Source organism: Colwellia sp. PAMC 21821 (assembly GCF_002077175.1).
In the GTDB taxonomy this organism is placed as follows: domain Bacteria; phylum Pseudomonadota; class Gammaproteobacteria; order Enterobacterales; family Alteromonadaceae; genus Cognaticolwellia.
This window is the reverse complement of sequence record NZ_CP014943.1, coordinates 1,108,002-1,130,454: the sequence shown is the minus strand read 5'-3', so window position 1 is coordinate 1,130,454 and position 22,453 is coordinate 1,108,002. Positions and strand designations below refer to the sequence as shown.

The 22,453-nt window shown below is 38.9% G+C and carries 23 protein-coding genes and 1 tRNA gene; 13 read left to right on the top strand and 11 right to left on the bottom strand.

Annotated elements, in window-relative coordinates; translation table 11 throughout:
* The first annotated feature begins 86 nt into the window (after window positions 1-86).
* From A3Q33_RS04735 to A3Q33_RS04705, 7 genes are all read left to right on the top strand, one after another.
* Complete coding sequence (locus A3Q33_RS04735) at window positions 87-1,088, top strand: aminoglycoside phosphotransferase family protein (protein ID WP_081178949.1); 1,002 nt, start codon at window positions 87-89, stop codon at window positions 1,086-1,088.
* 85 nt (window positions 1,089-1,173) lie between these two features.
* Window positions 1,174-1,875, top strand: coding sequence for an N-acetylmuramate alpha-1-phosphate uridylyltransferase MurU (gene murU, locus A3Q33_RS04730; RefSeq protein WP_081178948.1), 702 nt, complete (start codon window positions 1,174-1,176; stop codon window positions 1,873-1,875).
* A gap of 35 nt (window positions 1,876-1,910) precedes the next feature.
* A complete protein-coding gene (gene djlA, locus A3Q33_RS04725; protein WP_081178947.1) occupies window positions 1,911-2,720 on the top strand; it encodes a co-chaperone DjlA in 810 nt (269 codons plus the stop codon).
* A 181-nt stretch (window positions 2,721-2,901) separates the two neighbouring features.
* Window positions 2,902-3,192 (top strand): hypothetical protein, encoded by a 291-nt coding sequence (locus A3Q33_RS04720; RefSeq protein ID WP_081178946.1) that lies wholly within the window; start codon window positions 2,902-2,904, stop codon window positions 3,190-3,192.
* Between the two features lie 256 nt (window positions 3,193-3,448).
* Window positions 3,449-4,702, top strand: coding sequence for an outer membrane beta-barrel protein (locus A3Q33_RS04715; protein WP_081178945.1), 1,254 nt, complete (start codon window positions 3,449-3,451; stop codon window positions 4,700-4,702).
* The gene (locus tag A3Q33_RS04710; RefSeq protein WP_081178944.1) at window positions 4,686-5,597 is read left to right on the top strand and encodes a metal ABC transporter solute-binding protein, Zn/Mn family; all 912 of its coding nucleotides are present in this window, start codon (window positions 4,686-4,688) and stop codon (window positions 5,595-5,597) included. The genes A3Q33_RS04715 and A3Q33_RS04710 overlap by 17 nt, the downstream gene beginning before the upstream one ends.
* 24 nt (window positions 5,598-5,621) lie before the next feature.
* Complete coding sequence (locus tag A3Q33_RS04705) at window positions 5,622-6,383, top strand: metal ABC transporter permease (RefSeq protein ID WP_081178943.1); 762 nt, start codon at window positions 5,622-5,624, stop codon at window positions 6,381-6,383.
* Window positions 6,384-6,465: 82 nt separating this feature from the next.
* Here A3Q33_RS04705 and A3Q33_RS04700 read toward each other — a convergent pair whose 3' ends face one another.
* The 6 genes from A3Q33_RS04700 to tkt all read right to left on the bottom strand — a co-directional run bounded on the left by A3Q33_RS04700 (window position 6,466) and on the right by tkt (window position 14,178).
* Complete coding sequence (locus A3Q33_RS04700; RefSeq protein ID WP_081178942.1) at window positions 6,466-7,245, bottom strand: DUF481 domain-containing protein; 780 nt, start codon at window positions 7,243-7,245, stop codon at window positions 6,466-6,468.
* Entirely contained in the window at window positions 7,235-8,065 is an 831-nt protein-coding gene (locus A3Q33_RS04695; RefSeq protein ID WP_081178941.1) for a mechanosensitive ion channel family protein, read from the bottom strand. The genes A3Q33_RS04700 and A3Q33_RS04695 overlap by 11 nt, the downstream gene beginning before the upstream one ends.
* 254 nt (window positions 8,066-8,319) lie before the next feature.
* Entirely contained in the window at window positions 8,320-9,384 is a 1,065-nt protein-coding gene (gene fba, locus A3Q33_RS04690) for a class II fructose-bisphosphate aldolase (RefSeq protein ID WP_081178940.1), read from the bottom strand.
* A 447-nt stretch (window positions 9,385-9,831) separates the two neighbouring features.
* Window positions 9,832-11,010, bottom strand: coding sequence for a phosphoglycerate kinase (locus tag A3Q33_RS04685; RefSeq protein WP_081178939.1), 1,179 nt, complete (start codon window positions 11,008-11,010; stop codon window positions 9,832-9,834).
* Between the two features lie 70 nt (window positions 11,011-11,080).
* Entirely contained in the window at window positions 11,081-12,094 is a 1,014-nt protein-coding gene (epd, locus tag A3Q33_RS04680) for an erythrose-4-phosphate dehydrogenase (protein WP_081178938.1), read from the bottom strand.
* A 98-nt stretch (window positions 12,095-12,192) separates the two neighbouring features.
* Window positions 12,193-14,178, bottom strand: a complete 1,986-nt coding sequence (tkt, locus tag A3Q33_RS04675; protein ID WP_081178937.1) for a transketolase — start codon at window positions 14,176-14,178, stop codon at window positions 12,193-12,195.
* 459 nt (window positions 14,179-14,637) lie between these two features.
* Between tkt and A3Q33_RS20570 the strand changes: the two genes are divergently transcribed.
* On the top strand, window positions 14,638-14,787 hold the full coding sequence (locus A3Q33_RS20570; protein ID WP_155866699.1) for a hypothetical protein: 150 nt from the start codon (window positions 14,638-14,640) through the stop codon (window positions 14,785-14,787).
* A gap of 371 nt (window positions 14,788-15,158) precedes the next feature.
* Here the strand turns inward: A3Q33_RS20570 and A3Q33_RS04670 are convergent.
* Together A3Q33_RS04670 and A3Q33_RS04665 are read right to left on the bottom strand one after the other, a co-directional pair.
* Window positions 15,159-15,234: transfer RNA gene (locus A3Q33_RS04670), tRNA-Arg, on the bottom strand.
* 217 nt (window positions 15,235-15,451) lie between these two features.
* Window positions 15,452-16,615, bottom strand: a complete 1,164-nt coding sequence (locus tag A3Q33_RS04665) for a flagella assembly protein FlgT (RefSeq protein ID WP_081178936.1) — start codon at window positions 16,613-16,615, stop codon at window positions 15,452-15,454.
* 575 nt (window positions 16,616-17,190) lie between these two features.
* Here A3Q33_RS04665 and A3Q33_RS04660 point away from each other — a divergent pair.
* On the top strand, window positions 17,191-17,838 hold the full coding sequence (locus A3Q33_RS04660) for a FlgO family outer membrane protein (RefSeq protein ID WP_081178935.1): 648 nt from the start codon (window positions 17,191-17,193) through the stop codon (window positions 17,836-17,838).
* Between the two features lie 26 nt (window positions 17,839-17,864).
* Window positions 17,865-18,329 carry an LPP20 family lipoprotein gene (locus tag A3Q33_RS04655; protein ID WP_081178934.1) on the top strand — a complete coding sequence of 155 codons (465 nt, stop codon included), beginning with the start codon at window positions 17,865-17,867 and terminating at the stop codon, window positions 18,327-18,329.
* Between the two features lie 117 nt (window positions 18,330-18,446).
* Here A3Q33_RS04655 and flgN read toward each other — a convergent pair whose 3' ends face one another.
* The 3 genes from flgN to flgA form a co-directional block, all read right to left on the bottom strand.
* Window positions 18,447-18,878 (bottom strand): flagellar export chaperone FlgN, encoded by a 432-nt coding sequence (gene flgN / locus A3Q33_RS04650; protein ID WP_231295777.1) that lies wholly within the window; start codon window positions 18,876-18,878, stop codon window positions 18,447-18,449.
* 34 nt (window positions 18,879-18,912) lie between these two features.
* Window positions 18,913-19,227 carry a flagellar biosynthesis anti-sigma factor FlgM gene (flgM, locus tag A3Q33_RS04645; RefSeq protein ID WP_081178932.1) on the bottom strand — a complete coding sequence of 105 codons (315 nt, stop codon included), beginning with the start codon at window positions 19,225-19,227 and terminating at the stop codon, window positions 18,913-18,915.
* Between the two features lie 74 nt (window positions 19,228-19,301).
* On the bottom strand, window positions 19,302-19,994 hold the full coding sequence (flgA, locus tag A3Q33_RS04640; RefSeq protein WP_081178931.1) for a flagellar basal body P-ring formation chaperone FlgA: 693 nt from the start codon (window positions 19,992-19,994) through the stop codon (window positions 19,302-19,304).
* A gap of 187 nt (window positions 19,995-20,181) precedes the next feature.
* Here flgA and A3Q33_RS04635 point away from each other — a divergent pair, with 187 nt between their 5' ends.
* The 3 genes from A3Q33_RS04635 to flgB are packed head-to-tail and all read left to right on the top strand — an operon-like array spanning window position 20,182 to window position 22,451.
* A complete protein-coding gene (locus tag A3Q33_RS04635) occupies window positions 20,182-21,117 on the top strand; it encodes a chemotaxis protein (RefSeq protein WP_081178930.1) in 936 nt (311 codons plus the stop codon).
* A gap of 39 nt (window positions 21,118-21,156) precedes the next feature.
* Entirely contained in the window at window positions 21,157-22,011 is an 855-nt protein-coding gene (locus tag A3Q33_RS04630) for a CheR family methyltransferase (RefSeq protein ID WP_081178929.1), read from the top strand.
* Window positions 22,012-22,052: 41 nt separating this feature from the next.
* Window positions 22,053-22,451, top strand: a complete 399-nt coding sequence (gene flgB, locus A3Q33_RS04625) for a flagellar basal body rod protein FlgB (RefSeq protein WP_081178928.1) — start codon at window positions 22,053-22,055, stop codon at window positions 22,449-22,451.
* Window positions 22,452-22,453: the final 2 nt, after the last annotated feature.

Sequence of the window (22,453 nt, the reverse complement as noted above, 5' to 3'; positions counted from 1 at the left end):
ACGCTAAAGGCAATAATAATATAGCAATTTTCATTAGCCTGCGAATTAGTTATATTGGCACTATCATTTTTTAGAGATATCTCCTATTGAGTAATTTAAGAACTACGGCATTATTACACTGGTTAAAAAGTCATTTTTCGCTAGAAAATATTACCTTAATACCGCTAACGGGCGATGCTGGCTTTCGACGTTACTTTCGCTTTGACTATCAAAATCAGAGTTATATCGCGGTCGATGCACCGGTTAAGTTTTCAAATAATCAAGCGTTTGTCGATGTGCAGGAAATATTGCAGGGCGTTGGCGTTAATGTGCCTAATATTCTTGCGGTTGATCTTAACCAAGGTTTTCTTTGTCTTAGCGACTTTGGCCAAACGGTACTATCAGATCGCCTTACAAACGAAAATATGGCGCAATATTACGCACAAGCGATAGTTGAACTGAACAAAATGCTAAAATGTAAAACTGCATTAGTCGCAGAGTTACCACAATATGATGAAAAGTTTATCAAAACTGAGTTGGCTATTTTTAACGAATGGTTATTAGAAAAATATTTAGGTATTTATTTAACTGACGACGAACAATCCGCTTTAAACGAGTGTTTTGAAATATTGATTTCTGCCATTGTTGAGCAACCTAAAACTTTTATGCATCGCGATTATCACAGTCGTAATATTATGCTGTTAGACAACAGTGAACTTGGCATTATTGATTTCCAAGATGCAGTTCAAGGTCCGATTATTTATGATTTGGTTTCACTATTAAGGGATTGTTATGTTCGTTGGCCTAACGAGTTAATAACGCCGTTAATGGAAGTCTATCGCCAGCAGGTCGAAAACTCTTTCCCTGAAGAGAACTTAACGAAAGAAAAGTGGCAATATTGGTTTGATTTAACGGGCCTGCAACGCCATATAAAAGCCAGTGGCATTTTTGCACGCTTACATCACAGAGATAATAAATCAGGATATTTAGCGGATATACCACTTACTTTGGGCTACATACAAGATGTTAGCGCACAATATGATAAACTCAGCTTCCTGCATGAATTAGTCACTCAGCGAGTAATACCGGCAGTAAATAAATTGAGTTAGTGCTAGTTAATCGCTAACTTAAGTTGTAAGTAAAGTTTTAAGTGATGTTTTAAGTAAAGTTTTAATTTAAATTTGGAAAGTTTTCATGAAAGCAATGATTTTAGCTGCGGGGCGTGGTGAACGAATGCGACCACTAACCGACAAATGCCCCAAGCCGTTACTAAAAGTAAAAGGGCTACCGCTGATTGAATACCATATAAAAAATTTAGTGGCGGCGGGTATAAACGATATTGTGATCAATTACGCCTGGTTGGGTCATCAAATTGTCGATTACCTCGGCGATGGTGAACGATTTTCGGCGAATATCAGTTACAGTGAAGAAGCTAGTGCTTTGGAAACGGCCGGTGGTATCATCAAAGCGTTGCCAATGTTGGTAGAGCAAGACGATGATGTATTTGTGGTGATTAATGGCGATATTTATTGCGATTATAATTTAAAGGATTTACCACAATTGTCTGCTGAGTTTAACGCACATTTGTTGTTAGTTGAGAACCCAGAGCACAATAAAAATGGTGATTTTCAACTCACCCAAGGCATGCTGGTTAACCCTAAAAGTAACCGACAAGAAACTTATACCTTTAGTGGCATTGCCCTTTATCGTAAAAGTTTCTTTAAACAATATACTACAACAGATCATGGTGCATTATTGCAGCAAACAAGAGTGCAACCTTTAGCACCGATGTTAAGAACTGGCGCTGATCAGAATATAATATCAGCTAGTGTTATCACATCTGCTTGGACAGATGTTGGCACGCCTGAACGTTTAGCTAAGCTAAACACTATTTAAACAGTTATATATTTACTTAATTATTGAGTTTTACGATGCGAATTTGGGGTAAAGTTTTAGGTTTTTTATTTGGTTTAATGCTAAGTAAAAACATTTTTGGTGCACTATTAGGTGCTTGGTTGGGACATCGTTTTGATAAAGGCATAGGCCTAAATTTCAATTCCTTAGGCGGCGCCAAAAGTGAAGCCGATAGACAAGCAACATTTTTTTATAGCAGCTTTTCGGTGATGGGCTACATAGCAAAAGCTAATGGTCAGGTTACGCAACATGAAATTGCCTTCGCCACTGCTTATATGGATAAGTTGGGGCTAAAAGATTCATTACGCCAGCAAGCCCAAGATGCATTTAGAGATGGAAAAACAACAGGTTTTCCGCTCACTGAACGATTAACAGAATTAAAATCTGCAGTAGGAAGTCGTCAAGATTTATTATTACTGTTTTTAGAGATTCAAATTCAAGTGGCTTTTGCCGATGGTAGTCTAGATACAGATGAACGTGAAGCATTGCATCAAATCGCCAATGGTTTAGGGTATTCAGCTCAAGAGTTAGATAAATTACTAGAGATGATTATCGCCGGAGCTAACTTTCACCAGCAAGGGCAGCGTGGTGCGAACCAAAGTTTTGCGCAATCAGGGAAGCAACTTGAAAATGCCTATAAAGTTCTCGGTGTGTCTAAGAGCGACTCGGCAAGTGATATTAAAAAGGCTTACCGTAAACTTATGTCACAACACCATCCTGATAAATTAGTAGCGAAAGGCTTGCCACCCGAAATGATGGAAACCGCTAAGCAAAAAGCACAAGACATACAAGCAGCCTATGAATTAGTTTCAGCACAAAATAAATAATTTTTCATTGCTTACAAAAATTTCATCTTGCTCGTGTATTTCAATAAAATGCATTATTGCTAGGGCTTTAATGCGTTAAAATAACTGTTTTATATGGTAGACGGCGTTTGCAAAGCTTGCATGCACGACAGAAAGTCGCGTAAACTAATGCCGATTTTGATTCAATCATTGGATAACACAAATGTTATTTTCGGCAACTAACAGACGGTATATTGCAATATGGCTTAGCGCTATATTGTTAGTCATGTCTGTGGCTGCTTCTGCGCATAGTGTTGAACATATAGATGATGGTGCTAAAAAGCATTGTACTTTGTGCTTTCACCAGCATCAATTCGATCAAGTACTACCGCAGCAAGACGCCAATCTTGATTTTATTAGCCAAATAGCTGAACCAACAGTTATTGCAGAACCTATATTAACATTAACTCATAGTGTTAATTATCATAGTCGCGCACCTCCCTTAGCTCTCTAAAAGTAATTATTTAACCATTTTATCTTTACATATCCAGCTGCCATATAGCAGGTGGGTTTCTGTATTCGTGTTTAATACCAAGTTGATTAATTATCTGCCATTTTAATGGTTAAAATAAAAAGCTACGGCGCTATAAAATTTATAAGTAGAATAATTACTGACTAAATTTTATGCTTTGTATTTATTCATTTTTCCTCATAAAAAAGTAGATCACTTTATTAGTCAAATTGGTGAAATTTATTTTAGAGATTTTTAAATGAACAATTTTCAATTTTTTCCATCACGCTTATCCGCTGCCGTATCGAGTTCTATTTTGTCGCCTGTGAAAGTTAGCGCAGCCTGCATATTAACCGGTATTTTTCCCTTACTTTCTTTTGCACAAACACCCACACTTTCTAATCTCACCGTTAGTGCCGTTTTAGATGGCTATTATCAAAGTGAAGATCGGTTAATGACCGAAAGGGTAAAAGGTTTTGGCTTAGGTGAAACTGAGTTAGCGTTTAGTGCCAGTATCGATGATATGTTTTTCGGTAAACTCACCACTGTTTTTGAATCTCATGAAGGTGAAAGCGAAGTTAATATCGAAGAAGCTTTTGTACAGACATTGGCATTGCCGAATGGATTTACTGTCCGTGCAGGGCGTTTTTTATCTGATATCGGTTATTTAAATAATCAACATCTTCATACTGATGCTTTTACCAGCAGACCAAGTGCTTATCGTGCATTTTTAGGTGGGCATTATTTCGATGATGGATTACGAGTAAGCTATATAGCACCAACAGATTTGTACTGGACTATGGGCGCTGAAGTTTTTTCAGGTGATAGTTTACGCGCTGAAGATGAGTCAGGTGAGCGCGAATTTGATAGTACAGGGGTTTATACCGCGTTTACAAAAATTGGTGGCGATATTGGCATTGAAAGTTCTTGGCAATTAGGTGCAAGTTTCTTACGAAATGAAAATGGCCTATTAACGCCAGAAGAGCATGAAGAAGGTGAAGAGGGTGAAGCACATGAAGAAGAGTCACATGCTCATTCTGCAGGTTATACCGGAAAAAATACTTTTATAGCTGACTTTGTTTATAAGTGGGCGCCAAATGGCAACTATAAATATCAACATTTAACCCTGAGTGCTGAGTATTTTAGAGTGAGTGACTTTATGGTGCCTGAACTTGAAGAAGAGCATTTAGAAGAAGAGCACCACGACGAAGGCAGTACTAACGATTACCATCAAGCATGGTATGTTAGTGGCGTTTATCAATTTTCACCACATTGGTCAGCTGGTTTACGATACGGTAAATTAGATAGCCAAGTACTTCATGAAGAGCATTTCGACAAACAAAGGCTTAAAGAAACTGAGTTAAGTGTTGCTTGGCACAACAGTCATTTCTCAACGGTGAGAGTTGAATTTAGCCACCAAAGTAATATTGGCTTTGAGAATGCTGAAAATGATAATGTGATTACTTTACAATATGTAATGGCACTAGGAGCACATAATGCGCATCAATTTTAAGTTACTCTTTAGTGGCGCTTTACTAACCTTAAGCCACAGTGCTTTTGCACAAATGAATATTTTCGCTTGTGAGCCTGAGTATGCCGCTTTGGCAAAAGAGCTTGCTCCTAATGCGCGAATATATTCGGCAACAACAGCGATGCAAGATCCGCATCAAGTGCAAGCACGACCTAGCCTAATCGCTAAAATGCGTCAGGCAGACCTTGTGATCTGTGCGGGTGCTGACCTAGAAGTAGGTTGGTTACCCATGTTACAAATGAAAGCGGCTAATGCCAACGTGCGAAGTACAGACAAAGGCTTGTTTTTTGCTGCTGATCATGTAACAACTTTAGATCAAATGAGTAATGTCGATAGAAGCATGGGTGACGTACATAGTGCAGGTAATCCGCATGTACATTTTTCACCAAAGCACGTGCTAGATATTGCCAATGCATTAACAAGCAAGTTAATACAGCTAGACGGAAAGCAAAGTGACTTATATCAGCAACAGTTAACAAACTTTGCTGAACGTTGGCAGTTAGCGATGGCACAGTGGCAAATTAAAGCGAGTCGCTTGAATGGTATGAAGGTCATTGCTTATCACTCAAGCTTTCGCTATTTATTTGACTTTGCCAGTATTGAGCAAGTAGCAGACTTAGAGCCTAAACCGGGCTTGCCTCCAACCAGTAGTCATCTTGCAGGTTTGTTAAAACAAGCGAAAAAAGGCGATATAACAGCAATTATTATTGCTTCTTATCAAGACCAACGTGGGGCAAATTGGTTGGCTGAAAAGTCGAGTTTACCTGTGGTTGTGTTGCCATTGTCAGTTGGTGGTAATGAGCAAAGTACCGATTTATTTAGCTTGTATGACAGTGTGCTAAATTTATTGAGTCAAGCGCAAGCCGAACAAAAATAGTGTCTAAATTGATAGGTACCTTCGATGGATTATGAATTACTCACCATACTGTTACCGGCATTCGCTGCGGGTATATTAGTACTTTCAACCCATGTTGTTTTGGGCAAGCAAGTGCTAAAGCGTGGCATTATTTTTATAGATTTAGCCATCGCACAAATTGCTGCTTTAGGGGCAATAGTGGTACGTATGGATCATGATATTGCTGAACTTGCTTATGCAAACGTTTGGGTGCCTGCACTATTTGCCTTAGCGGGAGCAGGTATTATTGCAATGTTAGCCAAGTATATGGCCGAAGAGTTGGAAGCAATGATAGGTTGTTTTTACGTCTTATCAGCCGTAACAGCTATGTTATTGTTATCCAATGATCCCCATGGTGCCGAGTTGCTTAAACAGCTTATGTCAGGACAAATTCTTTGGGTCAGTTGGCAGCAATTATTATTACCATCAATTGTTTACACTGCTATTCTCGCGTTAATACTTTACAAGCCTAAAATATTAGATGGAGCCGCTTTCTATCTTTTATTCGCGGTAGTGATAACACTATCGGTTGAGCTTGTAGGGGTTTACCTGGTTTTTAGTACCTTAATATTACCCGCTTTAGCCATTAATAAGTTACAAGGTAAGCGCGTTTTACTATGGGCTTACGGGGTTGGTTTAGTCGGGTATTTATTAGGATTGTACTTATCAGCAAGTTTTGACTTACCTAGTGGCGCGGCCATTGTTGCGTCATTAGCGTTAAGTGCCGTAGTTTTTAGGCTAATAAGCAAAGTCGGCCTAAAAGGATAAGATGAGGAATTAGCAATAAAAAAGCCAGCGCGTTAAACGTGCTGGCTTTATAAAATATTATCAATAAGGGGGGAATTAATACTTAGAAGCTGTATACCAAGGTCATTGCTGTTTCGGTGTTTACATTCTCTTTACCATCTTCAACATCAGTATTGTAATCTAGCGTAAAGCTAAACTTAAGCTGTAATGTTTCAAGTAACTTTGTTGTGATCGACGTTCTTGCTTTATAAGTACTATTTTCGCCGCCTTCTGGTGCGTATTTTGCCACTAATAACTGTTTAAATAAAACGTGTTCATTTATTTCACGCTTATATAAGGCTTGCGCTTGTATGATAAAAGCCGTTTTAGTTTCTTCCGGTTGAGTGTCAGTTGCACGAATTACATCGCGTTTATAACCAGGACCAACATCTGCATCTAGTGTGGCTTTTTCAGTTTCGAACCAACGACGACCCCAACCTGTTGAGATTGAACTTTGGCTTCTGAAGTTACTGAAACGGTTATCTTCATATGAAACGTTGCCGTAGATATAATTTGGACTGGTTTTGTCTAGATTGTAATTTGTTTGGCCTACCGCAGTCCATTTTTGATCACTGGTGATAAAATGATCTTCACCGTTTTCATCTTCTTGTTCACTTTTCTTGATCAGCAAGCCTAATGTTACGGTAGATTTCCAAGCGGCTTCTTCGTGAGTAAAATCAAAGCCTGACTTAATATCTGCGCTGTTTGTATCACCTGTTTTGAAAAGCATGCCCAACTCTGCAGAAGCAGTATAAGGTGACTTAACTTTCGGTGCCGTGGCTTCTTCTGCTAATGCCATTAGCGGCATACAGCATAATGCTGCTGATATTAACTTATGACTCATTCGTTTCTTCCTTTCTTACATGTAAAGATAATTGTGGATAAGGTATTTCTATGCCTGCATTGTCTAGCGCTACTTTAATTTTTTCAAGTAAATCGCGATGTAATGGCCAGTAATCACCTGATTTAACCCAAGGGCGAACGACAAAATTTACTGAGCTTTCGGCTAATTCTTGCACACCAATGACGACTTCTTTTTCTTTCATGACTAATTCATGCTCATTAGTGAGCTTGGTTAGTAATGCTTTAGTGACGGCAAGATCTGCTTCGTAACTCACCCCTATAACTAGATCTAGGCGGCGCTCTGGCTTGGTTGAAAAGTTGGTAATCGTACTAGAGGTAATTTTGCCGTTCGGAATTATTACGGCTTTATTATCACCGGTTCTCAACTTGGTTGAAAAAACATGAATTTCTTCAACAATGCCTGAAACACCCGCAACATCGATGAAGTCGCCACTTTTAAATGGTTTTAATATAATAAGCAGTACACCAGAGGCGAAATTAGATAAAGAGCCCTGTAACGCTAAACCAATAGCTAACCCGGCAGCACCGACGATTGCAACAAGTGACGTTGTGTTAAAACCTAAGTGTGATATAGCCGTAATAATAACAACAAGGAACAACATGCCGTAAATTAAGCTACCGAGAAATGAAATAATAGCTTCATCCATGCCTCTAAGTCGCATGACTTTGACTATGCCTTCACGAACCAAGTTTGCAACAAACTTACCGATGAAAATGATGGCTATCGCAACTAATAATTTAATCGTAAAGTCTATTAACATTTGTTGATTATCGACAAGCCAATTTTGAATTATGTCCATTGTTACTCTTAACATTATTATAAATGGGGGATTATAATGAACATGAAATTAAATTTCATTAAATTGTTAATAAATTAAACGAATGTTTCAAAACTTAGCCAAGTCAGTGGTATTAAAGGGGGAACTTGCTTTTCTTGTGTTTGAATAACAGGTATAAAAAAATCCGATGCAAAGTGTCATCGGATTTTTGTTTATAAAGCTCAATATTGTTTAGCTATCGCTATATCGCAGGGGCTAATAAAATCAAACAGATATTACTTAATTATAGCGTCTAATTTACCCGTAGAATATTGCATAAACATATTATCTAGGGATATAGGTTTAATGGTAGCTGCATGGCCAACGGCACCAAAGGCTTCGTAGCGTGCTTTACAAATATCATACATAGCTTGAGTTGAAGCTTTTAAGAATTTACGTGGATCAAATTCACTTGGATTTTCAGCCAAGAAGCGACGAACAGCACCGGTAGACGCTAAACGTAAATCGGTATCGATGTTAATTTTTCGCACACCGTTTTTAATGCCTTCTTGAATTTGCTCAACAGGTACACCATAAGTTTCTGGGATATTACCACCATATTTATTAATGATAGCTAACCATTCTTGTGGTACTGATGAAGAGCCATGCATCACTAAATGTGTATTAGGAATACGGTTATGTATCGCTTTAATGCGATCGATAGCTAATATATCGCCCGTAGGTGGACGAGTAAATTTATAAGCACCATGCGAAGTACCACAAGCAATGGCTAAAGCGTCAACTTGTGTTTTTTGGACAAAGTCAGCAGCTTCTTCAGGGTCAGTTAGCATTTGATCCATAGTGAGTTTTCCAACAGCACCTATGCCGTCTTCTTCACCAGCTTCACCAGTTTCAAGCGAACCTAAACAACCTAACTCACCTTCAACGGAAACACCACAGGCGTGCGCCATTTCTACTGTACGACGAGTAACATCAACATTGTATTCATAGCTTGAAGGTGTTTTACCGTCATCCATTAATGAACCATCCATCATTACTGATGAAAAGCCTAATTGAATTGAGCGCTGGCAAACACTTGGCGAGGTGCCGTGATCTTGATGCATTACGACAGGAATATGTGGAAATTCTTCAATTGCTGCTAAGATCAAATGGCGTAAAAAAGGTGCGCCTGCATAGGCTCTAGCACCGGCAGAACCCTGCAGTATTACTGGGCTATTAGTGTCGTTAGCAGCAAGCATAATGGCTCTAACTTGTTCTAAATTGTTAACGTTAAAGGCTGGAATACCGTAACCGTGTTCAGCTGCATGATCTAACATTTGGCGCATAGAAACTAAAGCCATGAACTAACTCCTGTGATAATAAATAGAAACAAAATTGGTTTTGAAAAGTTTCATTGTGAAACTTAACGCTTTCGTACCGTAATTATATCAGATGGATTTAGTGCATTGCACTAGAAAAAATATCGCTATAGCACTTAAAAATTCTATTTATTTGCCATTGATTGTTTTTGTATATTAATTACGAAAATAACGATGGATTAATCGTTTTTTCCTGAAAAATACGCGGATAGTTATGTAATTTTACTACGAATTGTGGGGAGTGAATAAAAATTATTTTTTGATGGTTTTAATTAAGGGCAAACGCGATTTTTTTATATGGCTGAAGTTGGATGTAATTTAAACGCTGAGAACAAAAATGGCAGTGCAATTGAGCACTGCCAACTATTTAGCTTATATATTTAGTGTTTAATGTTTAGTATATAGGCAGGCATGGTGCGCTTTTGGAGGTTATGCCTTAGCGCGCGCTTCTAGTATTTCTACTGCCGGCAACTTCTTGCCTTCTAAAAATTCAAGGAAAGCACCGCCACCTGTTGAAATATATGACACTTGATCGGCAATACCATATTTATCTACAGCGGCTAATGTGTCACCACCGCCAGCGATAGAGAATGCCTTGCTGCTAGCAATAGCGCGGGCGATAACTTCAGTGCCTTTACCAAATTGATCAAATTCAAATACACCAACGGGGCCATTCCAAACTACGGTACCGGCATTAGCGATAATTTCAGCCAGCGCTTTAGCGCTTTGAGGACCTATATCAAAAATCATATCGCTGTCGTCAACGTCGCTGACATTTTTAAGTGTTGCGACTGCAGTTTCAGAGAACTCTTTGCCAACCACGACATCTGTAGGTACTGGAATTGAACCATTATTATCGTTTGCTTGTTTTGTTAAGCGCTTAGCTTCATCGACTAGGTCAGCTTCGAATAATGATTTACCAACATTATGGCCCTGTGAGGCAATAAAGGTATTAGCAATACCGCCGCCAACCACTAATTGGTCAACAATGCCGGCTAATGAATCTAGTACGGTCAGTTTAGTTGAAACTTTCGAGCCGCCAACAATGGCAACTAATGGGCGAGCAGGGTTATCAAGTGCTTTTGATAAAGCTGATAATTCACCGGCCAATAGTGGCCCAGCACAAGCAATAGGAGCATATTTTGCCACGCCATGAGTGCTCGCTTGCGCGCGATGAGCAGTACCAAATGCGTCCATAACGAAAACATCACATAACGCGGCTAATTTTTTTGATAAGGTGTCATCATTGTTTTTTTCGCCAACATTAAAACGAATATTTTCAAATATGACCAATTCGCCAATGTTAACATCTACACCATCAAGGTAACTTTTAGCTAAACGAACCGGTACATTAAGCGCTGCACTAAGATAGTCGGCAACAGGCTGTAATGAGAACTCTGCATTATATTCGCCTTCGGTTGGGCGTCCTAAATGCGACATAACCATCACTTTCGCACCGACTTCTAAAGCTAATCTAAGTGTTGGTAAGGCAGCTCTTAAGCGAGCGTCTGAGGTGATTTTGCCATCTTTAACTGGCACATTTAAGTCTTCACGAATTAGCACACGTTGATTGTTTAATGCTAAATCGGTCATTTTGATTACTGACATGTTTATTTCCTGTTGGTAGAAGTTTAACTGTTAAGTAAATTTAAAAAATTTAATAGCTGACTGTGTCGAACTAACCGACTTTGCCCATAGTATAGGCAGTGTCTAGTAAACGGTTAGCGAAGCCCCATTCGTTATCACACCAAATGAGTAGCTTAACTAAACGCTTGTGACTGACACGTGTTTGATTACCGTCAACAATGCTGGAATGAGGGTCATGATTGAAGTCGATCGACACTAGCGGCTCAGTGGTATAGCCCAAAATCCCAGCTAAACCATTGTTTTGCGCGTCGACAATCGCTTGGTTAATTTGTGCAATAGTGGCATCGCTAGATAAGTTTAAGCTCAAGTCCATAGCGGTTACATTGATAGTGGGCACTCGCACCGCAATCGCTTCAAAGCGACCGGCAAACTTAGGCAAAATGCGCTCAATACCTGCGGCAAGTTTAGTGTCAACGGGTATTATTGATTGACTGGCGGCACGAGAACGTCGTAAGTCGGGATGATAAGCGTCAATAACTTGTTGATCATGCATCGAAGAGTGAATGGTCGTAATAGCACCACTTTCAACGCCAAAAGCTTTATCTAAAACCTGAATAACAGGCACCACACAGTTGGTAGTACAAGAGCCGTTTGAAACCACTTTTTCAGCAGCAGTTAGTTGCTGATGATTAATACCATAAATAATAGTAGCGTCTAAATCTTGTGAACCGGGATGGGAAAACAAAACCTTTTTTGCACCCTGCTTAATGTGAAGCAGGCCATCTGCTTGGCTGCCAAACTTGCCGGTACAATCAATAACAATGTCGATATTGTGCTGTTGCCATGGTAAATCTGCTATTTCGGCTTCATGACTCAAAGCGATTTCGTCGCCCGCGATAAATAGTTTTCCATCGCTTTGTTGAACCGAAAATGAAAAGCGACCGTGGGTAGAATCGTATTTTAATAAGTGAGCTATGCCTTCAGGATCGGCAAGCTCATTAATAGCAACTAACGTAAAGTCGTTGGCTCTGCCGTTTTCATAAAGTGCACGAACAACATTTCTGCCGATTCTTCCAAAGCCATTTATTGCGATATTAATTGACATATTTTGGGATCTTATTGATAACGAACTTGGTGAAGGAAATAGCCAGTTAAGTATAAGTTAACTGGCTATAAATACCGTTTGACGGTAATAAAACGAGATTAGTTTAAGCTATTCACCGTTTTAACTACGTTTTCAACTGTAAAACCAAAGTGCTCAAGTAATACATTACCAGGCGCTGACTCACCAAAGGTCGTCATGCCAACCACTTTTCCACTTAAACCTACGTATTTATACCAAAAGTCAGTATGCGCGGCTTCGATAGCAACACGCTTAGTTACCGCTGTTGGTAATACTGATGCTTTGTATGCATTATCTTGCGCATCAAAAATATTGGTAGACGGCATAGAAACAACACGAACAGTGTCGCCTAAGCTTTCGGCTGCTTTCAATGCTAATGACACTTCAGAGCCAGTAGCAATCAAAATCACTTCTGGTGTACCAACGCTATCTTTTAATATGTAGCCACCTTTAGCGATATCAGTAACTTGTGCACTGGTGCGACTTAAAGCCGGTAAACCTTGGCGTGAAAAGATTAATGATGTTGGCGCTTTTTGGCGTTCAACAGCATTTTTCCATGCTACAGCAGACTCGGTTGCATCGGCTGGACGCCATGTCACCATGTTCGGGGTAGTACGTAAGTTTGTTAACTGCTCAATCGGTTGATGCGTTGGGCCATCTTCACCTTGGCCAATTGAATCATGGGTATAGACAAAAATGTTTTGAATGCCCATTAATGCTGACATACGTACTGCGTTACGCGCGTATTCCATAAACATCATGAAGGTAGCGCCATAGTTAATAAAGCCGCCATGCAATGAAATGCCGTTCATAATACCGCTCATGCCAAATTCACGTACACCGTAATAAATGTAGTTACCATCAGCATTATCTTGAATACCTTTTGAACCGGACCAAAGTGTTAAGTTTGAACCCGCTAAATCGGCAGAGCCACCCAATAATTCAGGTAACATAGCACCAAATACTTCAATAGTGTTTTGCGATGCTTTACGCGAAGCTACGTTTTCAGCTTTTTCCTGGCACTCTAGAATGTAGGCATTAGCTTTTTCTTCAAACTCTGCAGGTAAATCACCGTTAATTACACGACGTTCGTATTCTGCAGCTAATGCTGGATGTGCGGCTTGGTAAGCAGCAAATTTTTCATTCCAGCTGGCTTGTTCAGTAGCGCCTTTTTCTTTTTGATCCCAATCAGCGTATACATCAGCTGGAATTTCAAATGGAGCATGTGGCCAATTAAGGAACTCGCGTGTAGCTGCAATTTCATCATCGCCTAATGGAGCGCCGTGACAGTCGTGTGTGCCTGATTTATTTGGTGAACCAAAACCAATCACTGTTTTACAACAAATCATAGTAGGTTTATCAGTAACGGCTTTGGCAGCAGCTATGGCAGCAGCAATAGCTGCACTATCGTGACCATCAACGTCACTGATAACATGCCAGCCGTAAGCTTCAAATCGAGCAGGTGTATCGTCAGTGAACCAACCTTCAACATGACCGTCGATTGAAATACCGTTATCATCCCAAAAGGCGACAAGTTTTCCTAAACCTAAAGTACCGGCTAATGAACATACTTCATGTGAAATACCTTCCATCAAACACCCGTCACCTAAAAATACATAGGTGTTGTGATCGACAATGTTATGACCTTCACGGTTAAACTGTGCAGCCAATGTTTTTTCAGCTATCGCCATGCCAACAGCATTCGACATACCAGCACCCAATGGGCCTGTAGTAGTTTCTACGCCTGGCGTGTAACCGTATTCAGGGTGGCCTGGCGTTTTAGAGTGCAATTGGCGGAAGTTTTTTAATTCGCTCATCGGCAAATCATAACCGGTCAGATGCAATAATGAATATATAAGCATAGAACCATGGCCGTTAGATAAAACAAAGCGGTCACGATCAACCCATTGTGGATCGGTTGGATTATGTTTTAGAAAGTCACGCCATAAAACTTCAGCGATATCTGCCATCCCCATAGGGGCTCCAGGGTGTCCTGATTTAGCTTTTTGCACGGCATCCATGCTTAAAACTCGAATTGCATTGGCCAGTTGTTGACGCGACGGCATAATTGCTCCAATTAATGTTAAATTTGATGGGATATAAATTGCGCTTATTTTCACCTAGAGTACCCCCTGACTGCAAATCTTATTACCACTTTTCTGTTATTATTTTTAACTAAGTTATATTTATCGCTAATTGAGTGCAGGATAAACTGACTTTAGCCGTACTAAAAATGGCTCGATATGAGTATTACTTGCTTGTTTTTTAATAACGTTACTTGTTAGAGCGTAATAATTCTTGTCGCTTGAAATATTAATTTCAGTTTTTTATTGCCCCTGAACAGTCCATATTTATGATCCAACGGGAAGCTTATTATTTCGCTATTGATCATATTTTTAGCATAGCAACAGTGAAAACTGCTTAATTATTGAGCTAATGGTTGAATATTAAGACAAGTTGCTTTAATGTTAACTGGTTGTATTAATAATAATTAAAAAAAATACCACATTACACAGGATTAAAGAATGAACAGGTCGTCGTCACGCGGAATTAAGCTGACAACGGTAATATTAGCGGTATTAATATTAGCAGTTTCAGCGGTGTTGAGCAGTGGTTCAACATTAGACGACAAGGAAGTTACAATAGAACAAACGAAATCTGAGCTGATCAATTAGCTCACTTTAATATTAGCCTCGCAATAGCGGGGCTTTTTTATGTACAGGATGTACGGTATGCCGTGGTGACAGGACGTCAAAGAGCGGCGGTACAGGATGTACGGTATGCCGTGGTGACAGGACGTCAATGAACGGCGGTACAGGATGTACGGTATGCCGTGGTGACAGGACGTCAATGAACGGCGGTACAGGATGTACGGTATGCCGTGGTGACAGGACGTCAATGAACGGCGGTACAGGATGTACGGTATGCCGTGGTGACAGGACGTCAATGAACGGCGGTACAGGATGTACGGTATGCCGTGGTGACAGTAAAATTAAAATATTTATTATGGATAAAGCTACGGGGTCTAGGCTATTAAAGCAATTACTGGCGTCCCCACCAGGACTCGAACCTGGAGCAGCGGCTTAGGAGGCCACAGTTTTATCCAGTTAAACTATGAGGACAAAACGCAAGTAATTATATCCTCGTGACTTCAGGATAAAACTTTTATCGCAGCTTGAAGTGGTTAGGTTATAGCCTGAGTATGCTACAACTATTTTATAAATTTGTATTCATAAAAATAAATATAATGAATACTAACAGGGTCTTAATTAATAACCTGAACATTCATTATATTCTTCAATTCATGTTCTGCCACTTATTGTTTTAGAAATGAGCTTTTTAATATCTTACCGCTAAGTCATTTATTTGTATATTGTCTAGTATATGCTGTTCTGTGGTCGTTGCATGGGCACTATCTTGGCTGACCGAAGTCACAATGACTTTATAAGGACTAATATTAAAGCCTGAGTAAGAGCGTTTGTCATCACTGACAAAGTTATTAAAATGCAATAAAGAGAATTCATCACCTACTTGAACACCGTGTCTTTTGCCTAAGTTAAAAGTAATTGAATTTCCTTGAACTTGCACAATTCTGCCTTGGGTCGGCTGGCACATCATATTTTCGTCAATATCTCTGACCATATCGTCTAATGACAGATTAATTTTTTTGCCATATTCACTCTGCCAGAAGTTGTGGCTTGTTACGTCAATTTGTTTACGTTCATCGAACTCCCAGGGGGCAGAGCTCTGATAGTGTTTATCTAAAATTCTCTCACCTGTAGTACCGTCGTGAATGTATAGCGCAATTTTAAATTGTCGCTGGTAAATATTTTTCTGCCAAAACTGCCAATCATTATTTTCATCATTGGCCATGGAAAGATCTTGAATTTCTGAAAATAAAATATATTGGCTGTCTGACATGTTAGCTAATGACATAGCTAAGTTTTTTAGGCTTTGTGTTTGTAAACTTTGGTTATAACGTGAGAATTCAGTCTTAGTTTGTAAGGCTAATTTAGTATCTAAATATATCCCTTGTTGCTGAATTTTATCAGCGAGCTTTTTGATCAAGGTTCGATCAATGGCGTAGATACTACCAATATTCGCTTGTTCGCGATGCAGTATATTACTGCGCGTTAACAGCAGAGATTTTTTATAGTCAGCAGCGAAACATTTTTTCTCTTGTGGAAAAATATCAGCACGAATGGTTACCGTAACAAAGTCGTCGTTGTAGTTTTCACTTATTAACTCTAATGAATTAACACTACCACTTGCACGAATACTAATTTCATCCTGCGTTAGCAAACCATTAACGACTTGTTGAACACTTGATACAGAGGCGCCGGCAACTAGTAACGCTTTTTTCAATGCATTTTGCATCGCTTGAGCTTTCGCTGTTTTATTATCGCCATTTCTGATGCTTGCTACACCTTGCGATTCATACCATTGCCCAAAACTAGCGCTACTAAATAAAGCAAAGCAAAGGCCAATTAAACTTAAGCGCATAAATATCTCTTTAATATTGGATCGATTTCTATTTTTGAATATGCAGGTTTTGTGCCTATTTATATTACAAGCTTAAGTCAATCTCGGTAAAGCCATTTGAATGGCAACTTTCGTGTCTTTAGATAATGCAGGGAAAAAGGTGAATTTAAGTTTTTCAGGGACGGCTCTAAATTAAAGTCAAAAAGTTATTAATGACGCTATATAAAGTGCTCATGGTAAGTGAGTCGAGTGTATAAGGTATTACGAATCTCACTAATTACCTGAACACTCTTACAGATTAAAGCATCCAATTACTGTGTTATTTCATCATTATCGTTGCATGAATGCAGCTTTTAGATAATAAAGGCGCATATTGTTCAGAAGAACTATTGCTTAAAGCATACGCTTTATTTTTGTTGTTTTCCTACCTATAAAGTAGGGTACTTAATTAAGTAAACCACTATCACTACTTGTTTGCTCGGTTTTAATCCCAAAATTCATTAGGCCAAGTTAAGGTTAAATGAAAATATTGGCGCGGATCATGCTTTATTATTTGTATTAATTTTATGATATTTGTATTAATTGAGGATAGCTCAATGAAAAATTGGCTTATTGCACTACTAATACCGGCAGTTATGTCGTGTTCTGTTCAGACCAAGAATGAAGATTTTTATGGTTCTTCTCACGCCGCCAAACAAGAAATTGACAGCTTAGCGTTACCTCGTCATGCGATAAACGACGTGGTTAAAGGGCTGGCATATCAAATGTTGGAAAGTAGTACGTTTGTTAATCCTAAAACACCCATTGCTGTGGCGTCATTTGTAGATTTAAAAAACTTAGAATCAACTAATTGGCTTGGTAATCAGCTGTCGGAGAGCTTTGTTCATGAAATGCAACGACATGGCTTAGTTGTTATCGATTTTAAAACTACCGGACATATCCGTGTCACCGAAGATGGTGATTATGTTTTCAGTCGAGATTGGAAGGAATTACCTGAACGTCAGATAATTGACTATGTAGTTACTGGCACTATGATGCAGCAAGAGTCGGGTATTTTAGTTAACGCTCGAATGATTGGTATGCAATCACGAGTTGTCGTTGCCACAGCACAGTCTTTTATTCCCGCTTGGGTTGTTGGCGACGATTTTAATCGTCATGAGAATGTTAAAATGAAAGATGGCATGATCTTGCGAGATAGCGCGATGTTAGTCGACGACGCACGTGCCATTGCCATACAGAAGTAATAAGTTTAAAAATATCGAAGGTGAATATGAATATTTTACGCAATAATATCGCAGTTTTTTTAAGTGCTATAGCTTTGAGCGCATGTTCTTCGGTGTTTGACAGACACGTTGAATGGCAAAATGTGAAACCTGAACAATTTCCAGTACTAACAGCAATAGGTCAAGCACCTATTAGTTTGCAAAACTCAACACATAAAACCCAGCGCATGCTAATGGCAATAAAAGCTTCAAAAATTGCGGCTTATGCTGAGCTAGCTGAACAAGTTTATGGTCAAAGTATTGATGGAAAAACCACAATGTCTAATTTAGTGGTTGATAACCAGCAGTTAAAGGCATCAGTACAGGGGATTATTCGTGGTGCAAAAGTGGTGAAAAGTTATCCTGTTGGTGACAGCTACACTACCGAGTTGAGTTTAGATTTTAAAGATGTTTATGAAATATATAATGCCGCTTCAAACCGCCAAGAAATAAAACATATTACGTATTATTAATCTTCTTTTTACCATTAAAAAAACCAGCTATTTGCTGGTTTTTTATTGACAGAATGTAAGGTATGGTGCGATCACATAGATGTAAGGGAGCAGTGCTAATAAAGTTAATACAAAGGCTTAAGCTTTTATACCTAAACTACTGAGCCCGCCAGAAGTTTTCCCTTTACTATCATAGGTCATTGAGGACCTATTATGATTTTCTAATAACGAGGTTTTCATTCGTTCAACAGATAACTGCGATTGATGAATGATCAGACCATTAATTTGGTTTTGTTTTTTACAGCGGATTAAACACGCTTCAATATCCGATAATTCTGTACTGAAGTTACCGGCTAATTTTTCTTGTTTGAACTCAAAGCTTTGACCTATAGCATTGTCAATTTCTTGTATCGCTATAAGCAAATTATTTTTATCTGAGGTAATGCTAATAAGCGCAGCTGGATTTTGCTGCTGAAGTACTTCTTTCTCTGTGTCTAATAACGCTTCTAATTGCGTCAATTGTAATAACTGTTGAGAAATCAATTGTTGCGGTGTTATTTTTTCAGACACTTGTATACTCCACTCTTACTTTTAGTTAGCTGAGTTAGTTGAGTTCAAATTCAAAATTAGCAATGCTTGCTGCTAGTTTCTCAGGATTGATTTTATACTCTCCAGAGGCAATCGCACTTTTTAATTCAGCAATTTTTTTCTGATTAAGCACTGGCGCATCGGCCGCTTTTTTCTGTAACTCGGTCATTTGTTTTGCTTGTGGGGTAATTGATACCGAATCACGAGGTGCCAATTTAGCTTGTTGCGAGGCATTTGCACTTTCGCTAACTTGCTGTTTGGTTTGAACTTGTTGTTCAACTTTTTGTTTTACTTGATTGGTATTATTCAAGTTATTGATATTAATAGCCATTATTGTATCCTACTTACAACAGTTATTGGTTTCTAACCTTTTATCGGCAAAACAGCAGAAAACTTAAGCAATTATTATAAATTAATTACTACTTGGTTAATAGCGTTAACTTGCCCTTGAATTATGCGGCCAGATTTCTTATTTCGTACTGATATTATTTCGCCTAAACTCCCGTCGTCTAGCGCAACGCCAAAAGATTTAATTTCAAAATTATCAGATTTAGCGATAATGTTTACGGGTTCGCCTTTACAAACAAAACAGGTGTTTTTATTCGTAATAGCGCTACCTTGAGATAAATTTCTTTTTGTTCTTGCACCAGTCACTACACTGGGGTCAGTTAGCACTGTGCCTCTTATTTGGCTGTTATCTTTAAATATAATCTCAATATTATCATTATTGAGTAAGGTACCTTTGCTTATGCGTATTCGCGTTACTAATACAGGTACAATTGTCTGAATTTTAACTGGAATAAATAACTGCCAAGGATCCTCGTCGGGACAAACAATTTTAACATTTACGTTTCTACCATTATGGTTTTCAGGTATATTTGCCGTTAATGGTGATAGACAAGGGTGCAGTGTAATGCGAGGATCTATTTCCGCTACGTCGACTTTTAACTTTCCCTGTTCAGGCAGACTGACGTTATTTTCGACATGATTTTTGATGAAATTATAGAGATAATCACGATCAAATGTCATTGCTGAGCCAGGATTAGCTATGGCTAAGTAAATAAGGGTTACGCTTACTAATATCTTTAATTTTCTCATGGTTTTTTATCTTACTGCTAGGGAAATAAAAATACTCGTCTAAACTTAATATAAGTTTAACTAAATACAATGTCACACGAATAACGTCAAAATATTTACGTTATCGGTTAAATGATTGTCGTTTAAATGGGATACAATCAAGAATCGTGCCTTTGTTATATACATTGGCATACCTAAGAGGTTTTTTATGACAGGTATATTAGACTCAGTGAATCAGCGCACCCAATTAGTAGGACAAAATCGATTGGAGTTGTTGTTATTTAAACTTATTGGTAGACAGCGCTTTGGTATTAACGTTTTTAAAGTACGTGAAGTGATGCCTTGTCCTAGGTTGACTGTATTACCCAAGCAAGATAAGTTCATTAAAGGCGTAGCTCATATTCGTGGCCAAACTATTTCCGTTATTGATTTAAGTAAAGCTACGGGTGGTCCTGATATTGTTCAAACAGAAAGCAGTTTTGTCATTATTGCTGAGTATAACCGAAGCGTGCAGGGATTTCTTGTTGCTAGTGTTGAGCGCATTGTAACACTCAGTTGGAAAGACATGATGCCTCCACCAGAGGGTACAGGTAAATCAAGCTACCTCACGGCAGTTACCGAAATTGACAACGAAATGGTCTCCATTCTTGATGTTGAAAAAATTCTCAATGAAATTAGTCCAATTTCAACTGAATTAAGTGAAGGGATTGCCGACGCAACGGTTGGCGAAAAAATTGGCGATCGAGTCATTATGATCGCGGATGACTCAACCGTCGCCCGTAATCAAGTCAAGCGAGCTCTTGAACCCCTTGGTGTAACTATGCTTTTGGCTAAAAATGGTCAAGATGCCCTTGAGCAATTGCAGGTAATTGCTGACGGATGTCAACACAGTATTACTGAAAAGGTTGCGCTGTTAATTTCTGATATTGAAATGCCAGAAATGGATGGTTATACGCTAACCGCGGAAATTAAGCACAATGAGCGCATGAAAAAAATGCCTGTTATTCTTCACACTTCACTCAGTGGTGTTTTTAATAATGCCATGGTAAAAAAAGTAGGAGCTGAAGATTTTATTCCTAAATTTCATCCTGATGAGTTAGCTACAGCAGTTAAAAAATGGTTAAAACACGATGAAACTTCTTAATGCTTTTTTACAATATTTAAATAAGGTGGATTATAGCTAGTGTTAACTAAGCAACTCGATGATAAATGTTACCATCAGTTTAAAACATTCCTAGAGCAGCAATGCGGTATTGTTTTAGGTGAAAGTAAGCAGTACTTAGTTAAAAGTCGCTTGGCACCATTGATGGCGAAATTTGATGTTGAGTCGTTGACTGATTTAATAACACAAACGCTTAACCCCTTAAATCGGCAACTGCGGGCGGCAGTTATTGACGCCATGACCACAAATGAAACGTTATGGTTTCGCGATGAATATCCCTTCGAGCTTTTGAAAAAACGTATACTGCCAGAATTTAAAGGCCAGCGTACTCAGCTAAAAATTTGGTCAGCGGCAAGCTCATCCGGGCAAGAACCTTATTCAATAGCCATGGCGATTTATGAATATCAACAAAGTAACCCCGGCGCATTTCCTGGAGGTGTTCAAATTATTGGCACTGACATCTCTAATACGATGTTGGAACATTGTAAAAATGCGCAATACGACAGTTTAGCATTATCAAGAGGTTTATCTCGGGAACGAAGACAGCAGTTCTTTGAAGCCAGCGATAACGGCATGCTAAAGGTGAAAGACTTTATTAAAAATATGGTCAGTTTTCGCCAATTAAACTTGTTAAATAGTTATAGCTTAATGGGGCGGTTTGATTTGGTTTTCTGTCGTAACGTCTTGATTTACTTCTCTCCGGAGCTAAAAACAAAAATAATTTCTCAAATACATGCAACGCTAAATAAAGACCGTTATTTATTTCTTGGCGCCTCTGAATCACTTTCAGGTATAAGCCAAGATTTTAATATGATCCGCTGTAGTCCTGGTATCGTTTACCAAAAAAAGCAACCCTTCTCTAAATCTCTGGCATAAATCTTGAATGAATACCTCCATCAATATGGAGGTATTTTTTTATGGCTATTAGTTTTGAAAAAGCATTCGGCATTTATCCGCAAAGTTTGCAAGTGCGTGCTCAACGCGCTGAACTTATTGCAGGTAATATTGCTAATGCCGATACACCAGGCTACAAAGCCAAAGGAATGGATTTCAAAGCCGCATTAGCGCAAGCATCCTCAAAACAACAATCGGGTATGACGCGAACTAACGAAAAACATTTCGATGTTCGTATGGAGCTCAATAACGGTGTGGGTTTTCGCGTACCTGACCAAGCTGACACGGGTGACGGTAACAGCGTAGATGTACAAGTGGAACGAAACTTGTATCTAGAAAACTCTATGCAATATCAAGCAAGCCTACAATTTCTTAACGGAAGCATCAAAGGCTTGAGAAAAGCCATCACTGGAGGGCAATAAAA